Origin of the sequence: Collinsella sp. AF19-1LB, from assembly GCF_003459655.1 — a bacterium.
GTDB lineage: Bacteria > Actinomycetota > Coriobacteriia > Coriobacteriales > Coriobacteriaceae > Collinsella.
In genome coordinates, this window is record NZ_QRWO01000026.1 from 23,310 (window position 1) to 45,358 (window position 22,049).

Annotated in this window: 9 protein-coding genes and 1 tRNA gene; 9 read left to right on the plus strand and 1 reads right to left on the minus strand. The window is 59.1% G+C overall.

Annotation, left to right across the window (positions count from 1 at the left end):
• The first annotated feature begins 24 nt into the window (after window positions 1-24).
• A complete protein-coding gene (gene folP / locus DWX39_RS08410; protein ID WP_117759346.1) occupies window positions 25-1,761 on the plus strand; it encodes a dihydropteroate synthase in 1,737 nt (578 codons plus the stop codon).
• Window positions 1,762-2,463 carry a hypothetical protein gene (locus tag DWX39_RS08415; RefSeq protein ID WP_117759348.1) on the plus strand — a complete coding sequence of 234 codons (702 nt, stop codon included), beginning with the start codon at window positions 1,762-1,764 and terminating at the stop codon, window positions 2,461-2,463.
• Window positions 2,464-2,660: 197 nt separating this feature from the next.
• Here the strand turns inward: DWX39_RS08415 and DWX39_RS08420 are convergent, their stop codons facing one another.
• A complete protein-coding gene (locus DWX39_RS08420) occupies window positions 2,661-3,434 on the minus strand; it encodes a type III pantothenate kinase (protein WP_138113655.1) in 774 nt (257 codons plus the stop codon).
• 196 nt (window positions 3,435-3,630) lie between these two features.
• Here DWX39_RS08420 and DWX39_RS08425 point away from each other — a divergent pair.
• From DWX39_RS08425 to DWX39_RS08460, 7 genes are all read left to right on the plus strand, one after another.
• A tRNA-Met gene (locus DWX39_RS08425) sits at window positions 3,631-3,707 on the plus strand.
• Between the two features lie 448 nt (window positions 3,708-4,155).
• On the plus strand, window positions 4,156-6,186 hold the full coding sequence (bilR, locus tag DWX39_RS08430; protein WP_233508912.1) for a bilirubin reductase, long form: 2,031 nt from the start codon (window positions 4,156-4,158) through the stop codon (window positions 6,184-6,186).
• A 210-nt stretch (window positions 6,187-6,396) separates the two neighbouring features.
• Window positions 6,397-7,701, plus strand: coding sequence for an ATP-binding protein (locus DWX39_RS08435; RefSeq protein WP_117759354.1), 1,305 nt, complete (start codon window positions 6,397-6,399; stop codon window positions 7,699-7,701).
• Between the two features lie 628 nt (window positions 7,702-8,329).
• Window positions 8,330-9,379, plus strand: coding sequence for a hypothetical protein (locus tag DWX39_RS08445; RefSeq protein WP_117759358.1), 1,050 nt, complete (start codon window positions 8,330-8,332; stop codon window positions 9,377-9,379).
• A complete protein-coding gene (locus tag DWX39_RS08450; protein ID WP_117759360.1) occupies window positions 9,380-10,219 on the plus strand; it encodes a hypothetical protein in 840 nt (279 codons plus the stop codon). It abuts the gene before it with no gap.
• Window positions 10,220-10,233: 14 nt separating this feature from the next.
• The gene (locus tag DWX39_RS08455) at window positions 10,234-11,178 is read left to right on the plus strand and encodes a hypothetical protein (protein ID WP_117759362.1); all 945 of its coding nucleotides are present in this window, start codon (window positions 10,234-10,236) and stop codon (window positions 11,176-11,178) included.
• A 40-nt stretch (window positions 11,179-11,218) separates the two neighbouring features.
• Window positions 11,219-21,952, plus strand: coding sequence for a hypothetical protein (locus tag DWX39_RS08460; protein WP_117759364.1), 10,734 nt, complete (start codon window positions 11,219-11,221; stop codon window positions 21,950-21,952).
• The last annotated feature ends 97 nt before the right edge of the window (window positions 21,953-22,049 follow it).

A 22,049-nucleotide genomic window follows, 5' to 3' on the forward strand; every position in this document is an offset into this window, starting at 1 on the left:
CGTGGGCATTTTAGGAGGATGTTCATGGCGAACGACAGCAAGACATGGCGGTGCGGAAAGTATGAGCTCAGCTTTGACCGTCCGCGCATCATGGGCGTCCTCAACGTGACGCCCGATTCGTTTAGCGATGGCGGGGAGCACTTCGACCCGGATGCCGCCATCGAGTACGGCCTGGCGATGCTCGACGCCGGCGCCGACATCATCGACGTAGGCGGCGAGTCCACGCGCCCCGGCTTTACCCCGGTTAATCCCGACGAGGAGGCTCGCCGCGTGCTGCCCGTGGTGCGCGCGCTGGCCAAGGAGGGCGCCATCGTCTCGATCGACACGCGTCACGTGGCGGTTGCCAAGGCGGCCGTGCGCTGCGGCGCCTCGATCGTCAACGACGTGACCGGCTTCACCGACCCCAAGATGGTCGAGTTTGTTAAGACGAGCACCTGCGGCGTCATCGTGATGCATGCCGGCGAGGTCGCCGCGCCCGCGCGCACGCACGCAACGGTGCAGCTCGATACCTCGGCAGCGGCGTTTGTTGCCGAGAAGGCACGCGAGGCGGCTGCCGAGGCCGCGCGTGAGGCTGAGAAGCCGACTCGCCGCCGTCGCGGCAAGTTGCTGGGCGAGCCTAAGCCGGAGGCCAAGCTTCCGGGCGGCGTGGTGCAGCCCTCGTTGCCGTTTGGCGATCCGGAGCCCGCGTCGGAGCCCACGGACGAGCAGAAGCAGGAGACGCCGGCCGCCGAGCAGGCTGCTGCCGCCGAGACCGTCGCGCCCGCGCCCGAGGCCACCGAGGCCGCATCGGAGCCCAATGACCGCCTGGCCGCCATGATGCGCCGCAGCGCCCGCCGCGAGGAAGCCTACGTGCCCACCTCGCAGCTCCGCCGCTTCACCCTGCCCGATTCGGCGCCCATCATGCGCCGCGTTATGGGCTTTCTGTCCGATCAGGCCCGCGCGCTCATCCACGCCGGTGTGTCGCGCGACCGCATCTGCATCGATCCTGGCCCGGGCTTTGGTAAGTCGGCTAACGAGGACATCGTCATCCAGCGCGAGACTGCCAAGATGGCGTCACTGGGCTATCCGCTCATGTGCGCCGTATCGCGCAAGCGCTTTGTGGGCGCCGTCTCGGGCGTGACCGAGGCCGCCGAGCGCGATGCCGCTACGTTTGGCGTGTGCCTGGGTGCCATCCAGGCCGGTGCCAACATCGTGCGCGTGCACGACGCCGCGGGCTTTGCGCAGTTCCTGAACGGCTACTGGGCGGTTGCCAAGCCGCAGCCGCGCCGCGCGTTTGTGGCCGTGGGCTCCAACCTGGGGCATCGCTGTGACAACATCCGCGCCGCACGCGACATGATCGCCGAGATTCCACTCACCTGCGTGTCCAACTCCTCCAAGATCTACGAGAGCGAGCCGGCCTACGAGACGCGCCAGGACGCGTTTGCCAACGCCGTCATCGAGATTAAGACCGAGCTGGCGCCGTTGGTGCTGCTCGACGAGCTCATGAAGATCGAGGCCGAGCTGGGCCGCGACCGCTCCAAAAAGGCCAAGGCCAACGGCCCGCGCACCATCGACCTGGACCTGCTGTGGATGGACGGCGAGACCCACGGCGGCAAAAAGCTGCGCCTGCCGCATCCGCTCATTGGCGAGCGCGACTTTGTGCTGGTGCCGCTCGAGGACCTGATGCACGACCCGGCGCGGTTCTTCCGCTATAACGGTGTCGAGGTCAAGGAACCCGAGGATCGCGTGGGCCATATCGTGGGCGAATTGGGGCGTATGTAGATGATCGAGATGAATGCTGTTGTCGCCGGTACCGAGCTCGACGCGGCGCGTGACGCGGGCCGCGAGGGCGTGTCCGCGGGCTGGTGCGCGTGGAGCGTGGGCGATGCTTCGCTGACGTTTTCGCTGGTTGTGCGCCCCGATGTGAACATGCATGCCTTCCACGGCCTGCCGTTTGTGGCCGCGATGGGCATGATGGACGCGCTCGTGGGCACGGCTTCGACGCCGGGGTTGGGCCTTGCCGGTAAAGTGGGTATCCAGTGGCCGAGCGATATCGTGTGCGGTGCGCCTGCGTTTGAGGCGTCGCTCGCGCGTGTTGCCGTGAACGGCGGTGCCGGTGCTGCGGGCATGTTTGCCGCGGTGACGGTTGATATTGAGCGTGCGGCGCTGGGTGAGCTTGGCGTGGATATGGCAGATGAGGCGCTGATCGAGGCATTGGCCGCCGCTGTGCTGACCCGCGTTGACGCCTGGGCGGTTGCCGCCAACACGCCGCAGGGCGCTGCCGGCCCGCTGGCTCCGGTGCTGGGCGAGTACTTTGACATGGTGCCACTGCTGGGTCGTCAGGTCGCGGCGGTGTCGCCCAACGGCTTGCCGCTCGCAGTCGGTGTGTTTGCGGGCCTGGACATCTGGGGCCGCGCGACCATCAAGACCGATGCCGGCGAGCAGGAGTTTCCGCCCGAGGCCGTACGGATTCGCGGACTGTAACGCGTGGCGCCCGCGCTCAAAGATAACGATGACAACGAAGCCCTCTTCGGCCTGTGCCGGGGAGGGTTTCGCCTATCTGGTGAATGGGTTGCCAGCGCCCTATTCCTCAAAATTGAAAAATTTTCAGTTTTGAGGAATAGGCTTGGCGAACGTTTGCGGGGCTGTGACATCGGGCGTGCTCGACTTTAGCCCCTGTCTTACCCCAGCTCCTGCATGCGGCGGTAGATTTCGCAGATGCCCTTGATGGTGAGCTGCCCGTCGACCACGTCGAAGGCATCGGTCGAATCGGCGACGATGCCGGCGAGACCGCCTGTGGCGATAACGGTGGCGTCCTCGCGGCCCAGCTCGCGTTTCATGCGCGCGACCAGGCCCTCGGCCATGGCGGCAGCACCCACCACGGCGCCGACCTTGATGCATTCCTCGGTATCGCGGCCGATGGCGTGCTCGGGCGCCTCGAGCGGCACGCTGGCGAGCTTGGCGGCGCGGGCGGCAAGCGCGTCCATGGAGATGCGGATGCCCGGCGCGATTGCTCCGCCAATGTAATAGCCGTCTTCGTCGATGACGTCGATATTGGTCGCGGTGCCAAAGTCCACCACGATTGCCGGCGCGCCGTAGAAAGTCTCGGCCGCAACGGCGTTGGCGACGCGGTCGGCACCTACGGCCTGGGGGCGCGCCGCACGCAGCTTGGTCACGGCGGCCGTCTGCGGCCCAATGACGATGGCGTCCGCGGCAATGCGGTCGGCTACGGCGTGCCATTCGCGCGAGAGCTGCGGCACCACGCCGGCAAAGGCGATCGCGTCGACCGCATCGAGCGAAAGGCCGTACATCTTAAAGAAGCCCATCAGGCGCACGTGGATCTCGTCGGCGGTATAGGAGCGGTCGGTGGGCATGCGCCACGACTGCACCAGCTCGTCTCCGTCAAACAGGCCCATGGCCGTCTGCGTGTTTCCCATATCGATAGCGAGCAGCATGTCTACTCCCAGTGTTGGCATAAAAGGACGCGCACCATTGTATACGTGCCGTCGACGGCGCTCGGCTGCGATTCGTTTACGGTGATAGGGGCTGAGAGGTTTAAATATGAAGGAATTATGCTCTACGAAATTTTCCTTGCCGTTTACCGAACTCCCACGTAATATTCTTTCTTGCGCACATGAGGCGCCCAGACATTGCGGGGTGGAGCAGTCTGGTAGCTCGCCGGGCTCATAACCCGGAGGTCGTAGGTTCAAATCCTGCCCCCGCGACCAAGAACTTGCAGCTCGTCGGCCTAGCCGGCGAGCTTTTTTGTTATTCCGAGACCGTGTTTTTCGGTCCAATTCTCAGCCTCTCAAACAAAATCTCGATCTGTAACATCTAGACCCGATTTGGGCGGCTAGGTGTTACAGATTGAGATGTTTCGGCAGGACGGTCTTCGTTTGTCTAAATCTGTAACACGAGGGACGGTTTTTACTGAGTAACTGTTACAGATCTAGATCTTTCGGCAGGCTAGATTGGTTCGTCTCAATCTGTAACAGTTGCTCGGCAAAATAGGGCCTAACTGTTACAGATTGAGACAAACCGACGGGCCGCCCCGCCCCATCCACCTGCCGTTACCTGCTGTCTGCCGATTTCCATTGCGCCACTGTGCTCCCATGCCATATCCTCTAGACAACTACGCGGCACCATCGCCGCCGCGCCTACAAGAGAGGAATGTCCATGACCGCACCTGCATCCAAGCTGCTCCAGCCCATTACGGTTGGCCCCCTTGAGCTCAAGAACCGCATTATGTTCCCGCCGCTGACCACCGGCTACGAGGAGCGCGACGGTTCCATCGGCGAGCGCAGCCTGGCTTTTTACGAGCGCCTGGCCCGTGGCGGCGTGAGCTACATCGTCATCGGCGACGTCGCTCCCGTTATGACCGCGAGCCCCACGCCCAAGCTGGCGACCGATGCCCAGATCCCCACGTTTAAGGCGCTGGCCGACGCCGTCCACAAGCACGGTGCCAAGGTCGCGCTGCAGCTGTTCCATCCCGAGTACGACGTGCCCGGTGTCGGCCGCATGGTCATGGGTTCCATGGCCGCCGCCAAGGCCGCGCAGGAGGCCAAGGCCGCCGGCGACGAGGAGACCTTTGCCGCCAAGATGGCCGAGTCCAACGAGATCCGCAAGCAGGCCTACGCCAAACTGCACCACGACATGCAGCACTTTGTGAACGAGGCCACCGTGGAGCAGCTCACCCAGATCAAGGAGGCTATCGCCGCCTCGGCCGCCCGCGCGCAGCAGGCCGGCATCGACGCCATCGAGGTCCACGGCGACCGTCTGGTGGGTTCTCTGTGCTCGGCCATCCTCAACCAGCGCACCGACGAGTACGGCGGCTCGTTCGAGAACCGCGTTCGCTATGCGCTCGAGGTCGTCGCCGCCATTAAGGAGGCCGCGCCGCAGCTGATGGTGGAGTACAAGCTCCCCGTGATTATGGAGAACCCCGACGGCACGCCGCGCGGCAAGGGCGGCCTGCAGCCCGACGAGGCCTGTGAGTTTGCCAAGCTGCTCGAGGGCGCGGGCATCGATATGATCCAGGTCGCGCAGGCAAACCACACCGGCAACATGGGCGACACCATTCCGCCCATGGGCGCCATGCCCTACAGCTGGACGCTGCCGGTGGCCGAGCGCGTCAAGGCCCTGGTCTCCGTGCCGGTGGCAACCGTCGGCCGTGTTGTCTCGGTCGAGGCCGGCGAGAAGATTCTGGAAGACGGCGCGGCCGACATCATCGCGTACGGCCGCTCGCTCATGTGCGACCCCGACATTGCGCTGAAGGCCGCCACGGGCGAGCCCATCCGCGAGTGCCTCAACTGCAACAAGGGCTGCGTCGACGCGATTCAAAACCGCAAGTACATCTCGTGCGTGCTGAACGCCGAGAACGGTGACGAGGTGACCATCGCCATTAAGCCGGGCGAGGGCGACAAGAAGATCGCCGTGGTAGGCGCTGGTATTGCCGGCCTGGAGGCCGCACGCGTGGCGGCCAAGCGCGGCTACGACGTGACCGTCTACGAGGCGAGCGATCACGTGGGCGGCCAGATTGTGCTGGCGGCCGCGCCTCCGCGCAAGGACGAGATCATGCGCTCGGTCGAGTACTACGAGAAGATTCTGCCCGGCCTGGGTGTGAAGGTCGAGCTCAACCACGTCGCTACCGCTGAGGACCTCAACGCCGCCGACGCCGCGATTGTGGCCGTGGGCGCGCACGACGTGGTCATCCCCGTTCCGGGTGCCGATTCGGAGAAGGTCGTCTCGAGCTGGGACGTGCTGGCCGGCAAGGTGGAGCTTACGGGCCGCGTCGCCGTCATTGGCGGTGGCCTGGTGGGCACCGAGACTGCCGAGTACCTGCTACAGCACGGCTGCGAGGTATCGATCGTCGAGATGCTCGACAAGATTGCCGCAGGCGAGTCCGAGACCATTCTGCCGCTGATTATGAACGACTTTGCCGAGCACAACGTGGAGCAGTACGTTAAGACCCGCCTGACCGCCATTACCGACGAGGGCGTGGAGGCCGTTCGCACCACCGAGGACGGCGTCGAGGAGCCGGTGAAGATCGCCTGCGATTACGTGGTGATGGCCGTGGGCTCCAAGGCCAACGCGTTTGACCTGGAGGGCGTGACAGTGCCCGTGACCTGCGTGGGCGACTGCTCGGGCGAGCGCACCGCCGATATCGCGAGCGCCATTCGCACGGCGTATCACGCGGCCAACGAGCTCTAAGCAAGAAAGCTATCGCGTATTGAGTGGGCGGGGAGTGCCGTATCGGTGCTCCCCGCCTTTTTGCCAATAGAGTGTCCCTGACCAGCAGGTTCAGAAAATCCGAATCCTTAGAACACGAAAATCCGAATCGCAACCACCCGAAAATCCGAATTTGCTACAGTGGAATAGAAGAACCAGAAAGCAGGAACTGGAAATCTGCGGGGGTGGCTCATGGCGGGCGAGAGGCTACATCGGGACGGATACATCCCGCGTATCGTGGATGCGCAAATCGAACGCTACCTTCGCGTCTTTGGCGCGGTCGAGATTGCGGGCACCAAGTGGTGCGGCAAGACGTGGGCCGCGCTCGAGCACGGGGCGTCCGTCTCGTATGTCGACGAGAATCTCGACCTCGCGCGTGCCGACCCGGCGATGATGTTGCTGGGAGACCGTCCGCATATTATCGATGAGTGGCAGCGCGTTCCCCAGATTTGGGACTACGTTAGACACGAGGTTGACCGCACCCGGGGCACGCGCGGCGCCTATATCCTCACGGGTTCCGCCACGCCTGCGTTTGGCTCAAAGGCGGAGGCGCCCGCGCATAGTGGAGCCGGCCGCATCGGCCGCGTCCGCATGCACCCCATGACGTTTGCCGAGACAGGTGAGTCCAACGGCAAGGTGAGCCTGGCGGGCTTGTTTGAGCATCGTTTTGAGCCCTGCCGGTGCGATGGCGATACGCCGGGGCTTGTCGAAGCCGCCTGCCGCGGCGGCTGGCCCGAGGCGATCGATATGGTTTCGGCTGACGCCCAGCTCATCGCCCGCGAATATCTCAACACCACATTTTCGAGCAGCTTCCCGGCGGTCGGTCTCGACCCCGATATTGCTCGTCGAGTCTCCGCATCGATCGCGCGCAATCTGGGACAGGCAACCACGTATAAAACGATTCTTATGGATATGTTCGGTGCCGAGGAGGAACCCGCAGCGTTTGCCGACGAGACCAAGGTGCGTAGGTACCTGGATGCCCTCAAAGGCATGTTCATTCTCGAGGAGGTCCCCGGTTGGGTTCCCGCCGCGCGCGACAAACGGCGCTTTACCGTCAAGCCCAAGCGCTATCTGGCAGATCCGAGCCTTGCTTGCGCCTTGCTAGGTATGTCCTTGCAGGCGCTGCTTGCCGACTGGCAGACATTTGGTCTGGTGTTTGAGAATTTGGTCATACGCGACCTTTCGGTCTACGCACGTTCGCTCGACCTGCTGGATAGCACGCCCGTGCGCTATTATCGCGACGATTCGGGCCTTGAGTGCGATGCTATCGTGCAGCTAGCCGACGGACGGTGGGCCGCCTTTGAGATTAAGGTGAGTGAAGATAAAGCGAGCGCCGGCGTCGAGAGCCTCAAGCGCGTTCGCAAGAAGGTCTGTGGAAATCCCCGTTCACGCACACGCGAACCGGAGTTTATGGCCGTGATTGTGGGGGTGGGTGAGTACGCCCGCGAGGTCGAGGACGGTATCTACGTGATACCCGTGCGCGCGTTGGGGTGTTAAGGGGCAGCACGCCGTGTGTCCGCTGCCCGGTGCTACGGATCAGTGCAAGGGGGTCAGGCTTGTTTGCACCAAGGGTTTGACATATGGGGGGGAGGCCGCTGGCGCTAACGAGGGCGTGTTAAGGGTGCTCGACTGGCTTAAACGCACCCTTAACCTCATCTTCACCTCAAATGAGGCTAAGATGAGGTTAAGATGAGGCAAGCAAACAACTGGGCAAATGCTGAAAATAGGGTGCTGTTAACCTCAAAATGAGGTTAAGATGAGGCAAAGCTCGAAGGGGTGTGCGAACCGTTCCGCGGACAATGCGCGCCTTAAGCCAACGATGAGCCTGGGTCGATTTTCGATTTCAACGCAACACCTGAGCCTTTCCCCTGCACCACGTTGGCGCAAACTAGCCTGTCCCCCTCGCACCAAGCCCTTGGCGCGCGGGACAGGCTGCTGCTTGTAATCTTTAAGACATCATTAAGGCTTGCGCTGTGGAGCAAACCGCAGGTCAATGCTATTCTTTTACCTTATCGTATGGTGTTGTATTCTGCCTGAATTCTATGCCTACGAGCAATGGATTGAGCACACCCAAGCGGAAAGGATGGCACGCCCGCTAGCAGGGCAAACGTAAACGATGAGTGGCATGGACCGACATAGCGAGCTCCAGCAGCACAAGACGGCGGCCGAGTACCGCCAAGCTGCCGACGAGCACGTGCGGACCCTCAAGGATTTCTGGAAGGATTTCCTGGTGAGCGGTCTGTTTGTGCTGGCCGCCATCGTTGCCATCTTTGCATGCCTGGCCTGGTTTGCCGCGAATAACCGAGTGAGTGCCACGGGGAGCACGATCGCGGCGAAGGGCCCGCGGTTTGTGCTCTCGGGAACGCAGGGCGGCACGGCGGGTAAGTACGACACTCAGGACAACTACGCGTCGGACAGTACAAGCCTTGCCGTGAACAATCTTTTCAACCTCAATAACATGAGCACCGATGGCGGTCTCTCTCCGGGGTCGGCCGGCCAGCTCCAGCTCAACGTCAGGCCGCTCTGCAATGACCTGCACGATATCACGGTGGAGATGACCTGGGAAATTTCTGTTCAGACGAGCGTTGCGGGCACGGGCGGCACTGCTGCGGATGCATCGAAAAACGAAGAGATCATCAACTCGCTTAAAGATTTGGTGCGCGGTCATATCCTGGTTTTTCAGGGCAAAGATGCCTCTGGCTTTTACTCGAATCCGCTGGTCCCCACGACCACCACGGTGACCCAGGACGGGGCCAGCGTCACCGTCATTACGCAGAGCTTTACCATCCCAAAGTCGAGCTTTTACGCTGCGGACTCAAATAGCACGACCGAAACCGTCACCAAAACCCTCTACTGGATTTGGCCGGAACAGTTCAAGAGCTATGTTCGCACGGGCAACGCCGGCTACGGTGGCAACCTTTTCGCTAACACAGGCGACGAGGGGGGATACACAACCCTCGTCGGCGACATCAACAATAACCACGCGCGCTATTTCCGCGCCGATAGCACGAGCGTGCCAGGTCAGGCGCCTAGCGCGGTTCCGCCTGTCGGAGCCGGCATGTCCTCTGCGGATGTGGAAACCTGCGCCAGCTACTACAACAACGCCGACGAGATTATCGGCAAGAACGTCAAGTACATTCGCGTGCGCTTCACCGCCAAGGAGGCGGATAAATAAATGGACGAGCAGCTTAATGCCCGCGAGCAGGGCGATATCAAACACAACGAAGGAGCGGCAAACCCCGGCGGCAACGGGTTCGGCTCGCACGGCGAAGCGCGTCCGGCTGGCCGCATCGAGCGCATCAAGGCTTGGGTGAGCGACCACCGTCGCGAATCCCTGGCCATCGTGGGTCTGGTGGCCGTGCTTCTCGTGTTGCTGGGATTGACGCTCGGATGGTTCGTCGATGCCAATCGCGGCTCCACCGTTGGCAAGATCAAGGAGCCGGCGGAGCTCAAAGTGCTGGGCCCCAACGCTACGGCAACAGAGCAGGTCGACCTGAGCTACAACCCCGAATACGGCGATACCAAGACCGGCAACACGGTGACGCTCAAGCGCCCGTTTTGCGTGCAGACGGGCGGTGACGGTTTTGAGCTGCAGCTTGCGAATACGACCAACATTACGGGTCTCACTATTGAGCTGTACAGAGCCGAGAACACGTCTGCGCTCCAGACGCCCGACGTGAGCGGTACCGCAGGCGGCAAATCTTATAGCTGGAAAGCAACCGGAGAGAACCTGCTGACGAGCTTCGAATATATCAACAAGGAGAACGACGGTCTGGCAGCCGTGCCGGGCGAGGGCGCAAGCGACCCTACATTCAAGGACTATCAAAACGTCCAGCGCAACGCGCGCCCGCTCTACCGATACAAGAAATTCGGCAAAGGCGACCTCAACGCTAAGACACTCGACAACTCGACTGGCAATGACACGCTTAACTTTATCATCAAGCTTTCGTGGGACGAGAGCGCCAAAGAGACCGACGTGATTTACCTGATCGCGCGCAACGCGAGCGGCAAGTAGGAGAGGGGGCGCACATGGAGAAGCAAGAGAAACAGCAGGATGCCGAGCGCGAGCAGCTGGCAAAAAGCAAGAGCCTAGTCAAGAACAAGCTGGTTGTGGCGGCAATCGCACTTATTTGCGCCGTGGCGCTCGTGACGGGTGGCTACTTTACCTATTCCGCCTACACCGCCAACGGATTTCTAAAGTCCGTCGCCGCAACGGGCACTGCGCAGAGCCTATTTGCAAGCGATTTGCTCACGGGCTATATGAGTGCGCCTAGCCCCGACGAGCTCGCCCGTGCCCAGCGCTCCGTTACGGTGTATCCCAACAACGGGCAGTGCAACTTTACCTTTAGCATCTACAACTACTTGCTGGGCAACAGCAACTTCTGCAACGATAAAAACGTGACGTATACCTTGACGGTCGAGGGGTATGGGCTCGATGGTGCCACGTGGAGCTATGCGCCCCAACCCGCCGGAAACGTCAAGCTTCCGGAGAATCAGCCTACCAAGAACGATTACACCGTGACCTTTCCTGAGGACAAGTTGGGACATGCCTACTTTGTGATTAAGGCCATGGTTGTTTCGAAGGAGAGCCCCGGCACCGAGCTCACCTGTCTGGCGGCGAAAGTCGTGCCGTCAAAGAAGGCCGAGGTCAAAACCGCTGCGGTTGAGGGCGCGCTGGTTGATGAGGCTGGCAAGTTTGCTGATTACGCTGCGTACAACTACCGTGTGACGGTTACGGGCGCACCGGCAAACGTCACGCTCACGTGGGGGGAGAACGTGGAGATCGATCCGTTCTTCGAGACCAACCATGGCGCGACGGTGGATGCTGCAGCTCGCAAGGCTACGTTCACCATGGAGCCGGGTTCGATGGTCGTCAACTTTTACCGAGCGGACGGCAAAACGCCCGGTGGCTGGGGTGACCTGGGCATTAGCGTGAGCGGAACTACCCTGACGGGCACGACGGAGACTCAATAACTCTGGAAGCGGAGTTTTTAGGATAAGAGGTACGGAATCGATGAGAACGGCAAAGCGCATACTCGCAGAGTTCATGACGGTGGTCATGGTGCTCCAAGCATGCTCGCCCACGGTGGTTGCTGTGGCGGCAGGCTGGCAGAACATCTCGAACGAGATTGCTGCCGCATCTGCGAAGGCGTTGGATACTGCCGAGGGCGGCGAGACCAACGGCGATGTCACGATCGGGTCTGGGTCGAGTGATACCGGTGCCGACAGCGACAGTGCTGGGGATGACGCGGCGAAGGATGACGCTGCAGCAGGCGATACCACCGATAGCGCCATGGGTTCCGATTCCACGGGCGACCAGACGGAAGGCGACGATGCCGCTGACGATGCCGCCGCTGACGACGCCGAGCAAGATGCCGATGATGCGACTTCGGAGGACGCTGAGGCCCAGGCGGGTGCGACGATCACGGATTTGAAAAAGCTTGTCGAGCTGCTCAAGGCTAATGGTGCGGAAAACATCGTGCTCAAAGAAGATAACAGTGGAATCAAAAGCCTCAATGTCAAGTCGTCGGAGGCGTTCGCCGCCCTGTCTAACGCCGACGCTTCGCTTTACTATGATGCGCAGATCAAGGTTATCATCACGGGCGATGCGAAGCTCACCGAGTCGGCTAATAACGGCATGTCTTTCCAGGGCTTTGGCAGCGATGAGCATCCGTTTGAAGGCAGGATCTATAGGTCGCTGAATGGCGCTGATAGTCCCGTCGAGCTCACGACTGATCGGACGGTTTTTAATAGCCTCAAGCTGACCGACCAAAACAATATGGTCAAGATGAAGTGGGTGGGCGCGACTAGCTATAGCGCGCCGATGGTCGCTTCGAAGGTCAGCGGTGCGGAAAACAGCGAAGAGAGTAAGACGCTTAACGCGTCGGTTGACATCGCGGGTCCCGTTGATAAGAAGGATGATACGACTTCCGTCTTGACGGCACCCCTCCTGGGTGAGACGACGGGCTATCTTGCTGCGAAAGTTACCTATAGCTTCACCGGTTCCCACAAGATTCTCAAGGTGAATGCGACGGGCAACATTGGCTTGATTGGTAACACGGTCGAAAGCGGGGCCTTGACGGTTGAGTCCGTCACGTTCCCCAACGATCTGGCCTCAGGCGGAACCGTCGAAACGAGCTCTGACAACGCTGGGCTGCTCGTAGGCGAAGTCAAGGACGGTGCGACCCTGAGCGTCGGCACCCTGACCAATGTTCCCGCCGCCACCGTCCAGTCCACGAGCGGCTTTGCCGGTGGCGTTGTAGGCCTCGTTGGCTCGAGTGCAGGTGCCATGGTCAACGTCACGGAGGCTCTCGACCTACACGCGCTCACCGTCAAGGGCACCACCGCCAGCGGCGGTTTTATCGGCAAGGCAGCCAACCTCACGCTTACCGTGGGTACGGATAACAGCGGAAAAGACGCCTCGGGCAATGCCATCACCATCAAGCCTGCACGCGCGGTTGGGTCATCATCGGCCGGCACGTATGCAGGTGGCCTTATCGGCGACGCCTCGTTTGCCGGCAAGTTCACCATCAATGGCGACATCTTCGACTTTGGCGAGGGCGTGGATCTCAGCGTATCCAACACGAGCGTCGCTCCTTCTGCCGGCGGACTGTTCGGCGAGCTCGACATCTCGAACGGCGATGTGACCGTCAGCGGCGGATCGTATACAAGTACGTTGCAAAACGGAACGGACAACAACAATAGCGTGCGCGGCAACTACGGCGGCTTGGTGGGCAAGCTGTGGGGCAGGAAGGATGGCGAGGCACTGCGTGCGTTCACGGTGCAGGATGGCGCCGCGGTGTCGTTTGGCGTGGGCTCCAACGGCAAGCTCACCTATGCGGGCGGCCTGGTAGGCTACCTTGGCGAAGGCAACGGGAGTCCCAACGAGTCTGCCGTGGTCATTGATGACGCAACGGTGACATGTGCAACATCGGGCTACGCCAGCAATAGTGGCAAGTATGGCGGTGCCGTGGGCGTCGTGGACACAAAAAACGTTCTAGAAGTGCGCGGCCTAAAGGTCGAAACCGCCGGCAACGCCACCATCGGCGGCTCGAACGGCGGCTTTGCCGGAGTCGTCGGATCGTCGTGGCGCGGCATCGTTAAGTTCAGCGGTGTCACCGATCTGTCGGACGCCAGATTCGCGGAAAACGACCACACCGCGCAGCTAGTCTATGAGAACTTCAACTCACTCATTTTTGCCGCGGGTAGCGGAAGCGACGGCGGTGCCACCGCAGGCGATATCACAAAATGGCAATACAAGCGCCCCACCACTCAGGTCAAGATTGATGACATCTACAGCTATGGTCAGGTCATTCGCCTGGGCAGTGGGCTGAGCAATGATCTCATCACCATCAACGATTCGCACCAGTGTATCTTTAAATCGAACCTCGTAAAAACTGGTGGCGCCTTTGTGCTGGCAGGCGTCGACGATTTCGCAAAGCTGGCGATCACCTGGCAAACGAGCGGGTACTTCTCCGCCGTGGAGGACGTTGCGGATGACAATTTCGCTCAGATTCCTTCGACGAACATCACGCTCTCTGCAGACATCAACCTTTCCGGCACAGGTCTTACCGGCCTTACCAAAGACCGACAGCCCAAAGAGCAAGCCGGCGTTAACGAGAACAACCACAGCTTTACCGCCACGCTCAACGGCAACGGTCACACCATAAGTCTGGCGGTGGGCGAGCCTTACGGCATGCGCGGCAATAGCGAGGTCAGTGCCACCAGTGATGGCAACGGCAAAATCTATCGCCACGGCCGCCTGGGCTTGTTCGCAGCAATCAACGGCGCAACTGTCTCCGACGTCACAATCGCCGGCTCTATGAAGTTCGATAACGGCGCGGCCATTGATGCCGGATCGCTTGCGGGCACCATTGCGGGCGGTCTGACGCTGTCTGGCGCAACGTGCAAAACGAATATCGCGTGCGATGATACGTTCGCTAACGATGTGAACATTAACGATGTGAACATTGGTGGTATTGCGGGCAGCGTGTCGACGGCTTCCACGGTTACGTTTGGGGGCAGCAGCAAGGCTCAAGCGACCATCGCTGCAACTAAAACGCTTAACGGCAATATTCGCATTGGCGGCGCCATCGGCTATGTGGGCGATTATGCCTCGACATTCAATGTTACGGGTCTCGAAGCCGGCGGCAAAATCGAAACCGGCAATTGCGCCAGCGGCAAGATTGCCCAAGTTGGTGGCCTTATCGGCTGCATCGCACAGGGTAAACAAGAAAACGTGACAAACAAGACCAATGTGGCGACCGTCAACATCGCAGGGTTGGTGTTCGATTCGTTCGCCATGAGCGTCGGCAAAAACGGCGATAAGCTCAATGGCGCGGGCGGTCTCTTGGGTTATAGCTGGGGCAACGCGGTCGTAACTATCGGAGATAACAGCGTTAACAAGGATGTAAACTCCTATGCTCTGAGAACAACCAAGGCCTCAATAACTGCGGAGAATTCCAAGGAGCTCGGCGGTCTTGTATACGCCGCTAGTGGCCACTGGGTCATCAACGACTATGCCATCGACCTTTCGGGTGCAACCATTAACGCGAGCAACGCCGAGATGTTGGGCTTGCTCGTCGGCCGTGGCAGCAGGGTAGCCGACGGAATATACGGTTCCGAGCCGTATGCGGGATTATATCTAGAAGATAAGGCTTATTGGGGTACTGCCTATAGGGTCGAAGGCATTCATGTTGCGGAAGCTAAGTCCATAAAGAAGTTTGATGAATGGGTTGGCGACGGCAGGAAGCCAGGCAGCAAGCTAATCGATGCCGAATGGAACACTGTCGTTTCACTTCACACCAAAGACGACGTTAATAATGGCAAGCTCGACATGAGCGGAAATCCGGGAAGCGATAACAGCTATCACAATCGAACGGATTTCGGCAACTCACGCAAAACCAACGCTTGGACGAGGTATTACTACAATCTTGACAAGGCGTATACGGTAGTAGGCAGCAACTCAAAAAATAGTAGTGCGAGCAGCTGGATGGACCGCCCGGAGTACTTGTTGCTTTGGTGTGCATGCCTGTATGCCCCGCCTGCAATTCAGGGCTATATCATTCCGGGAAATCGTGAGATTTTCAAAGGAAACAATATTGGTACGAACGGTTCCGAGGGCGTGGCTATCAACCTAGAGGGATACAGCTTCTACCCCACCAACCCCACCAGTAATTCCACGGTAACGGTAAAAAACGCAACCATTACGTTCCATTATTCCGATATTAAAGCTGAGCAAGAAGGCAATAAAAAGAATAACGAAGCCACGCAGCACGAGAATATGCACTGCGCTCTCATCCGAACTCACACGGGCGATCTTAAGGTTGAGAATGTCACGCTTGCTGGTACCGTGGGCTCTGTTGTGAGCGATTGGGGAAGCTCGTCTGGCGCGCTTGTGTGTCGCTATATCTACGGACCCGTCAAAAAAACCAATGTGGCACAAATCACGATAAACGGTTTAGTGCTCGATGGTCTTGCGGTCGATGGTGTGACGAACGCCACCCAATACGCTCCACTGCTAATCAACCAGATGCAGACCCTTGTAAACCTTGATGCGAAGAATATCTCGGTAACCGATTCGTACAATAACGGTACGAAAAAAAAGATTGCAGCTACAAGCTTGTTTGGCGAGCTCGGCGTGGGAGATAAGGCCAATCAGGTCATAGCGAAGTTTGAGAAAATAAGCTTGCCCAGCCAAACGGACAATTCGATTTTTACCCACGCGAGCCTGCTGGAGAGCTTTGGCTACGCGACCGGCGGCACGGGCTCGGCGGACTATACCTTTACAGCAGATGCCGCTCAAAATGACAAGGTGACCTACGGATCCGAAATTGATAGGAAAGGCACGGAGTACTCCGGCAAGCAGCTTTGGTATTACGATGAAGCGACGTATGGCACCCCTAACGGCTTGGTGAAGGCTGGGGATAAGACGGCGAATGTCGATGCCCCGGTGTTCGGTGACTATCTTCCTTATGTTTATAAGGGGAAGGCCACCGAGAGCAATGTCCAGTACCACGAAATAAAAGTCAACCAGCGTATTCCAAAGCTGATAACGGGATGTGGTACATATGGCGATCCGTATACCGTTAAGGACGCGACGGAGATGAACGCCATCGCCAACTACATCAACAATAGCGTGGCATTGGATGGCTGGGAAGTCACCATTGCCGCTGACCAGAGTGCGCTTTGCACTCGCCGCAGCGACCAATCGACCAACAATGAGGTTACGTACGTCTATAAGCAGGCAAACGGTACTGATAAAAAATGGGAGAGGAAGATCGGCGATAAGACCGATCCCGAGCAGACGCTGAGCGACGAAACCGTGCGCCGCTATATACAGAGTGCGTATTACAGCATAGAGCCTGACAAAGATAGTAAGATTACCGTCGATGCGGCATCGTTTGGCGGGTTTGGCAACAAGGCCAATCCGTTCCGCGGTGTTATCGTTGGCGATCTGGGCGCCTCGACTGCAACAATTGAGATTGAAAACAACAAGGGCGAGCTTCGCGGCCTGGTTCCCTATAGCTATGGCAGCGTGGTACGCAACCTCAACATCAATTATGTGAACGAGTCGGCGGCGATTACTTATTCTGCCAAGGACGCCGACGGTGCCCCAACGGCGTTCTTTGGTGGCGTTATCGGCTGCATCCTTGGTGGCGATAACATTATCGATGGCGTGGTCGTAAATGGGGCGACGGCCGATAACCCCACAACTGGCTTTACGGTTACTGGTGGCGGAACTAAGTCACATCTTGTTCCCGTCGGCGGTTACGTTGGTGCCATTGCGGGCGGCGGTGTGATCTTCCGCAATATGTCAGGGACGTCTTGGCGCGCTGGAACCAGCGACAAGTCTCAGGGGCTTGGAACGGGCAACTTCCGGCAGTACGACAATCCCTACGTTGGCCGTGTGATTGATGGCTATGCCTTTAGCGAGGGCTGCAAAGTCGAAAACGGTAACGCTAGCTACAAGATCAACGAGCTCACAAACAAGGGAACCGCCTGCGTCACTACCACGGGCACCGACAACAAGTATATCGGCACTGATGCCGAGGCACCCGTGACCACGGTGGAAAACGCCCAGGGCCTTTTGGTGCTCTCGGCCATCATTAGCTCGGGTGCGGGTGCTGGAGCGGCACATACCGACTACGCTAATTATGGCGTGTTCCGCGGCTCCAAGGCGTACTGGGGCAGCGATAAGCAGGACCCGGCGATAAACGGCTACCTGTTTGGCAACAAGGAATATGGTAAGGTGCGAAATGCCAGCTACGACTGCGTGGGCAAGCCTGCGAGCGCTGCCGGCGATTTCGAAACCGCCAAAAACGATGACCAGAAGGCCCCGGGCAAACAGGGGTGGCACGGCCCGCTCGACCATGATGACGATGTAAATTCGCCCTACCTGGTGGCGTCCTACGCTGCCGACTACCAAACGGGCTACGTGTGCGCGTCGAAATCTATCGGCATGAGCCTGGAGTTCAAGGAAAATGCCACCTACGATATGACCGGCTACGGCACGGGATACGTGGGCCTTAGCGGCCGTTACTATTCCAATGCTTGCAGCTCGAACGAGGCGTCCACCGATCGCGACCGCATCACGCCGCACGTGGCAACGATCGACGGCAACGGGGCCACCATCACGGTAGGCGCCAAAGATGCCACTTACGGCGTCGTCGAATATGCCGATGACGACTATAAGGTCTCGGGCGTGGGCGGCCTATTCAGCACCGTGATGTTCACCTCAACCAATGTGGGGCAGAGCGTCACCGCGAATGACGGCGCTCAGGTCAAAGACCTTACCTTTAGTAACTGCAACGTATCGCTCACGTACAAAGACGCCAACGGTAGCATTGCCTCGGGACCGGCATCGAACGACCTCATCGGCACCGGCCTATTGGCGGGCGCAACGGCCAACTACGACGGCAACACGCGTGGCGTCTACCGCAACGTACAGATGAAGAACTGCACCGTGTTGGGCGCAAAGAGCGTAGGAGGGCTTCTTGGCAGCTCGGGCCGTACCAGCCGAAGGACGGATAACGACGTGACCTATATGGTCAATTTCGGCTCCGGCACGCAGGCGCCCGCGAATCTCTATGACTGCTCATACACTGGCCTTAGCGTCACGGGCGAGAAGTACGTTGGCGGCTATGTGGGTGCGATCGCCTCGCCGTGCAGCGTGTGGACAACCGCGGCCACGGGGGTATACGAGAAGACTATTGGCAAAAACTCGACCATAACCGCCACGGGAACAACACCCTACGTGGGCGGCGTGTTCGGTTATACCTCCAGTAACGTATCGGTGAACACCAAAATTGGCATCACGGAAGCCGTCGCATCGAGCACGGCAGTCATCTCTGGGGTAAATGTACTCGCCACCGGGTCGAACACCGATAAGTACATGGGCGCCGGCGGTGTGGTCGGAAGCGCCTATAGAGGCGTTATTTCTATAAGCAACGTGCGCATTGATGCCGGAGGCGATGCCAAGAGCGCCATCATCGGCGATGCCACCGGAACGAACAATAGCATCCGTAATGCGGGCGGCTTGATTGGCGAGGTCACGAGCAGTGGCAGCCCCAACACGTACTGGTTTGAGGACTGTAGCGTCGAGAATATCAACATTGCCGGCACCGACCAATGCTCGGGCGGACTTATCGGCTACTACTTCAGCAATGTGAACATAGCCTGCAACAATATCGCGATTGAGTGCGCCACGATCAAGGGCAGGTGGAGCGGCGGTCTACTTGGCGCGATTAACAGCGGTGCCGACGTCATCAACGTCACCAACACAAAGGTATCTAACACAACGTTTGGCGGAACCTCCAACGGCGGCATTGCGGGCGACGGACGCGGCCAGTTCCATCTGGTAAACGTGCTCATGGACAGCAATACCTACAAATTGGGCTCTAAGCAGGGCGTGCTCTTAGGCGAGGTTGACACAAACGGCTATAGCCTCTCCGCAGCGGGCGTGAACGTAAAGCTCGGCAACGGCAAGACCACGCGTGATCTGCCGCCGATGGTTTACACGACCAATACGGCCGCCGTAAACAGGAAGACCTACATCGCGTTCGGCGACTATAAGGACACGCTGCGCGCGCCCGACGAGGGCACCACGCTCTACGGTGCGGACGATACCGCTACCACGGCGGCAAGCCCGTACGTGACCACGAGCCCCGTAAGCACGCTGGCGGTGCGTGCCTCCGACAACGACACCACCGATCGCTACCTGTTTGGCGACGGCGCCACCATCGACACCGCGGCGACCGTCCAGAGCGAGGCAGGCACCGGTGTTGCCGATCGCTACACCTACACGAATATCGGCGGCATTAATGACAACGGCGCCTATCAAAATAAGTCGAGCTACGATGCCTCATCCGTGGCCAGTAAGTTCAATTCGAATAATGATACAAGCAGCAACCAAGCCACAACGGATTTCTCCGTTTTGGTGATCTCTGGCAACGACAACACGACGGTCAAGAGCTATCTAAACATCGTCACGAACGGCGGCTTCTCCGATGCCTGCAGATTGAATAACGAGAATGGCACCAATCCGCACGTGACGGCCAAAGCAGAGGTTTTCCAACTCAAGGACGGTGTGTTCGTTAAGGACGATGACGCGTCGAACAATCCCACGCTTCGCGTGGTGAACAACGGCAAGAACAACATGTCGTTTAGCCCAAGCTCCGATTGGGATAACGGCAAGGGTCGCTTTACGCTCCTGACCGTCACCTTTACCGAGGCGGGTCAGAGCTACAACGTTCAGGTGCCGATCATCGTTAAGCGCAAGCTCGAGATCGATTTCACTGCAACGTATGATTACGGCACTAAGTTTAAAGAAAGCGACTACGCTAACCTTGGAAAAGATGCACACGTGCTTACGAGCTTTGGCGAGCCGATGACGGGTCTGCTTACCTGGACATACAATTCTGCCAATGGGAAGGAAGTCGACTTTGGCTGGGACAGCTATATGGCTGCTGGCGGCTCGATGAAGGGGCTCGGTAAGAGCATCCTCTTCAATGGTGCCGACGGAAGGTTGCCCCAGGGCAGCCAGCTTGCGCTCATCGATGCGAACGTTGACGGCCGGGCCGGTGGCAGAGAGTATCACTATACGGTGGGCGAAGGCGGAGCAACGAGCGTTTCCCTGAGCGGAAACGACGGCTTTAAGGATTCTGCGGGCAATCCATATCAGGAGCGATGGCTGAGCGAGATTTTGGATGTGTCGGCCACACAGGATGGCGCCGGCACATGGACCGTGTGTGATAACGAGGCAGAGGCGACCGCTAAAGCGAAACTCGATGGCAAGTGGACGCTGTTTAAGGTTGCGGGTGCTGACGTTCCCAGCAACAGTCGCTATACGCTAGAGGTGCCTAAGGATAACGGCAAGGAGCAGCGTGCGTCGGAGAGCGTCTACCTAGTTGTCAACGTGCCCAAGTCGGGCGACGGCGTGACGCAAGCTAATATCAACGGTTTTACGGCTTCGTCTATTGACTCGAATTCTTCGGGTGCCCGCATATCTTGGAATCTGCATCATGTTTTACGCACCGATGGCAGCGACGATATTCAAAACAGTACGGCATCGACATACAGTATCTTGTCCAATTATGAGCAGAATGTAGTCGACAAAAAAGATGGGGCGTGCATTCCGGTTTCGAAGTCGGAGGACGGTGCCGCCTACGTTCTTTCTCTCGATGTCATGGATACGGTTACGTTTAGCCCGAGCCAATACTATACAGAGAGCGACCATCTGTTCTATCAGCTCGATACATCGCTGTGTCGCTATGGCGCCAACAACAACCTAATGGGAGTAAGCAGTTTCCCGAGCGGAACTTCGGCGATTGCGAAGTTCTATGTTGCCATCGGCAATCAGAACTACAGGTGGAATGGCAGCGATTGGGAGCCGTATGACGCTTCGACGCCTGCGTTTACACAGATTGTGACGGATACGGGTGATGACTCACTGAGGCTCACGCTCGACCATGACCTTGCCGGAATCCGCAAGCGTGCAGCGGGCGGATCCTTTACCGTGCGTACGGTAGTGGAAGAGATTCGCCTTACGCCGGACGGCTGCAACAAGGTTATCTCCCTGTCCAAGCAGTCTGGCGAGGACGCCTGTACCAAGATGTCCTATACCGCCAAGCTTTCGACGCGCGATTCTGGTCTTGCCACCTCGAGCCTGGCGATGACGAAGCGCGGCAACGTTGGATACTATCGCATGGACACGGGTGATACGACCATTACGCTATCGGCGCCTGAGAAGTCGCAGCTTGGCATTAACGTGGACGACCTGCGTCCGATCGCGAATGGCACGATTGGTCTGGGTGCCACGTATGAACTGGGTGGACTCAGCAACGCCGCCGAGGCAATTGCGAACGCAGACTCTGTTGTGTACACGCTCGCGCTTCAGCGCCGCGGAACCGACGGCACGTATGAGAGCGTAACGGATGATATCTCCAACTACGTAACAGTGACGGAGAGTAAGCTTGCCGCGGTCGCTCCCTCCGGTAGCACGATCACCTTCACTGACTCGAAGGAGAACGGCAAGTTCCGAACACAGAACGGCGACACCACGTTTAACCTGCCCTTTACCGTTAAGGTCAACACGCAGGCTGAACAGCGTGATCAGTTCTACGCGAACTATCGTCTGGTGATGACGGCGAGCCTAGTCACGGGCAGCACGGCGAGTGCAACGCCTCAATCGCCCGACTATGTGACCTACACGCTCACGAGGGTGAACCTCAACGGCATCGATCACTAGTTCCGAAGCCAACTAGCTTCGCAAAGGGGGCGGCAACCACCCGGTTGCCGCCCCCTTTCTAGTTCAAGACTTTAGTCTGCTGGCCGCGCAGCGGCCA

Coding starts and splice junctions, on each gene's coding strand:
- DWX39_RS08460 (WP_117759364.1), top strand. CDS start 11,219: ATGAGAACGGCAAAGCGCATACTCGCAGAGTTCATGACGGTGGTCATG.
- DWX39_RS08450 (WP_117759360.1), top strand. CDS start 9,380: ATGGACGAGCAGCTTAATGCCCGCGAGCAGGGCGATATCAAACACAAC.
- DWX39_RS08420 (WP_138113655.1), bottom strand. CDS start 3,434: ATGCTGCTCGCTATCGATATGGGAAACACGCAGACGGCCATGGGCCTG.
- folP (WP_117759346.1), top strand. CDS start 25: ATGGCGAACGACAGCAAGACATGGCGGTGCGGAAAGTATGAGCTCAGC.
- DWX39_RS08445 (WP_117759358.1), top strand. CDS start 8,330: ATGGACCGACATAGCGAGCTCCAGCAGCACAAGACGGCGGCCGAGTAC.
- DWX39_RS08415 (WP_117759348.1), top strand. CDS start 1,762: ATGATCGAGATGAATGCTGTTGTCGCCGGTACCGAGCTCGACGCGGCG.
- DWX39_RS08455 (WP_117759362.1), top strand. CDS start 10,234: ATGGAGAAGCAAGAGAAACAGCAGGATGCCGAGCGCGAGCAGCTGGCA.
- DWX39_RS08435 (WP_117759354.1), top strand. CDS start 6,397: ATGGCGGGCGAGAGGCTACATCGGGACGGATACATCCCGCGTATCGTG.
- bilR (WP_233508912.1), top strand. CDS start 4,156: ATGACCGCACCTGCATCCAAGCTGCTCCAGCCCATTACGGTTGGCCCC.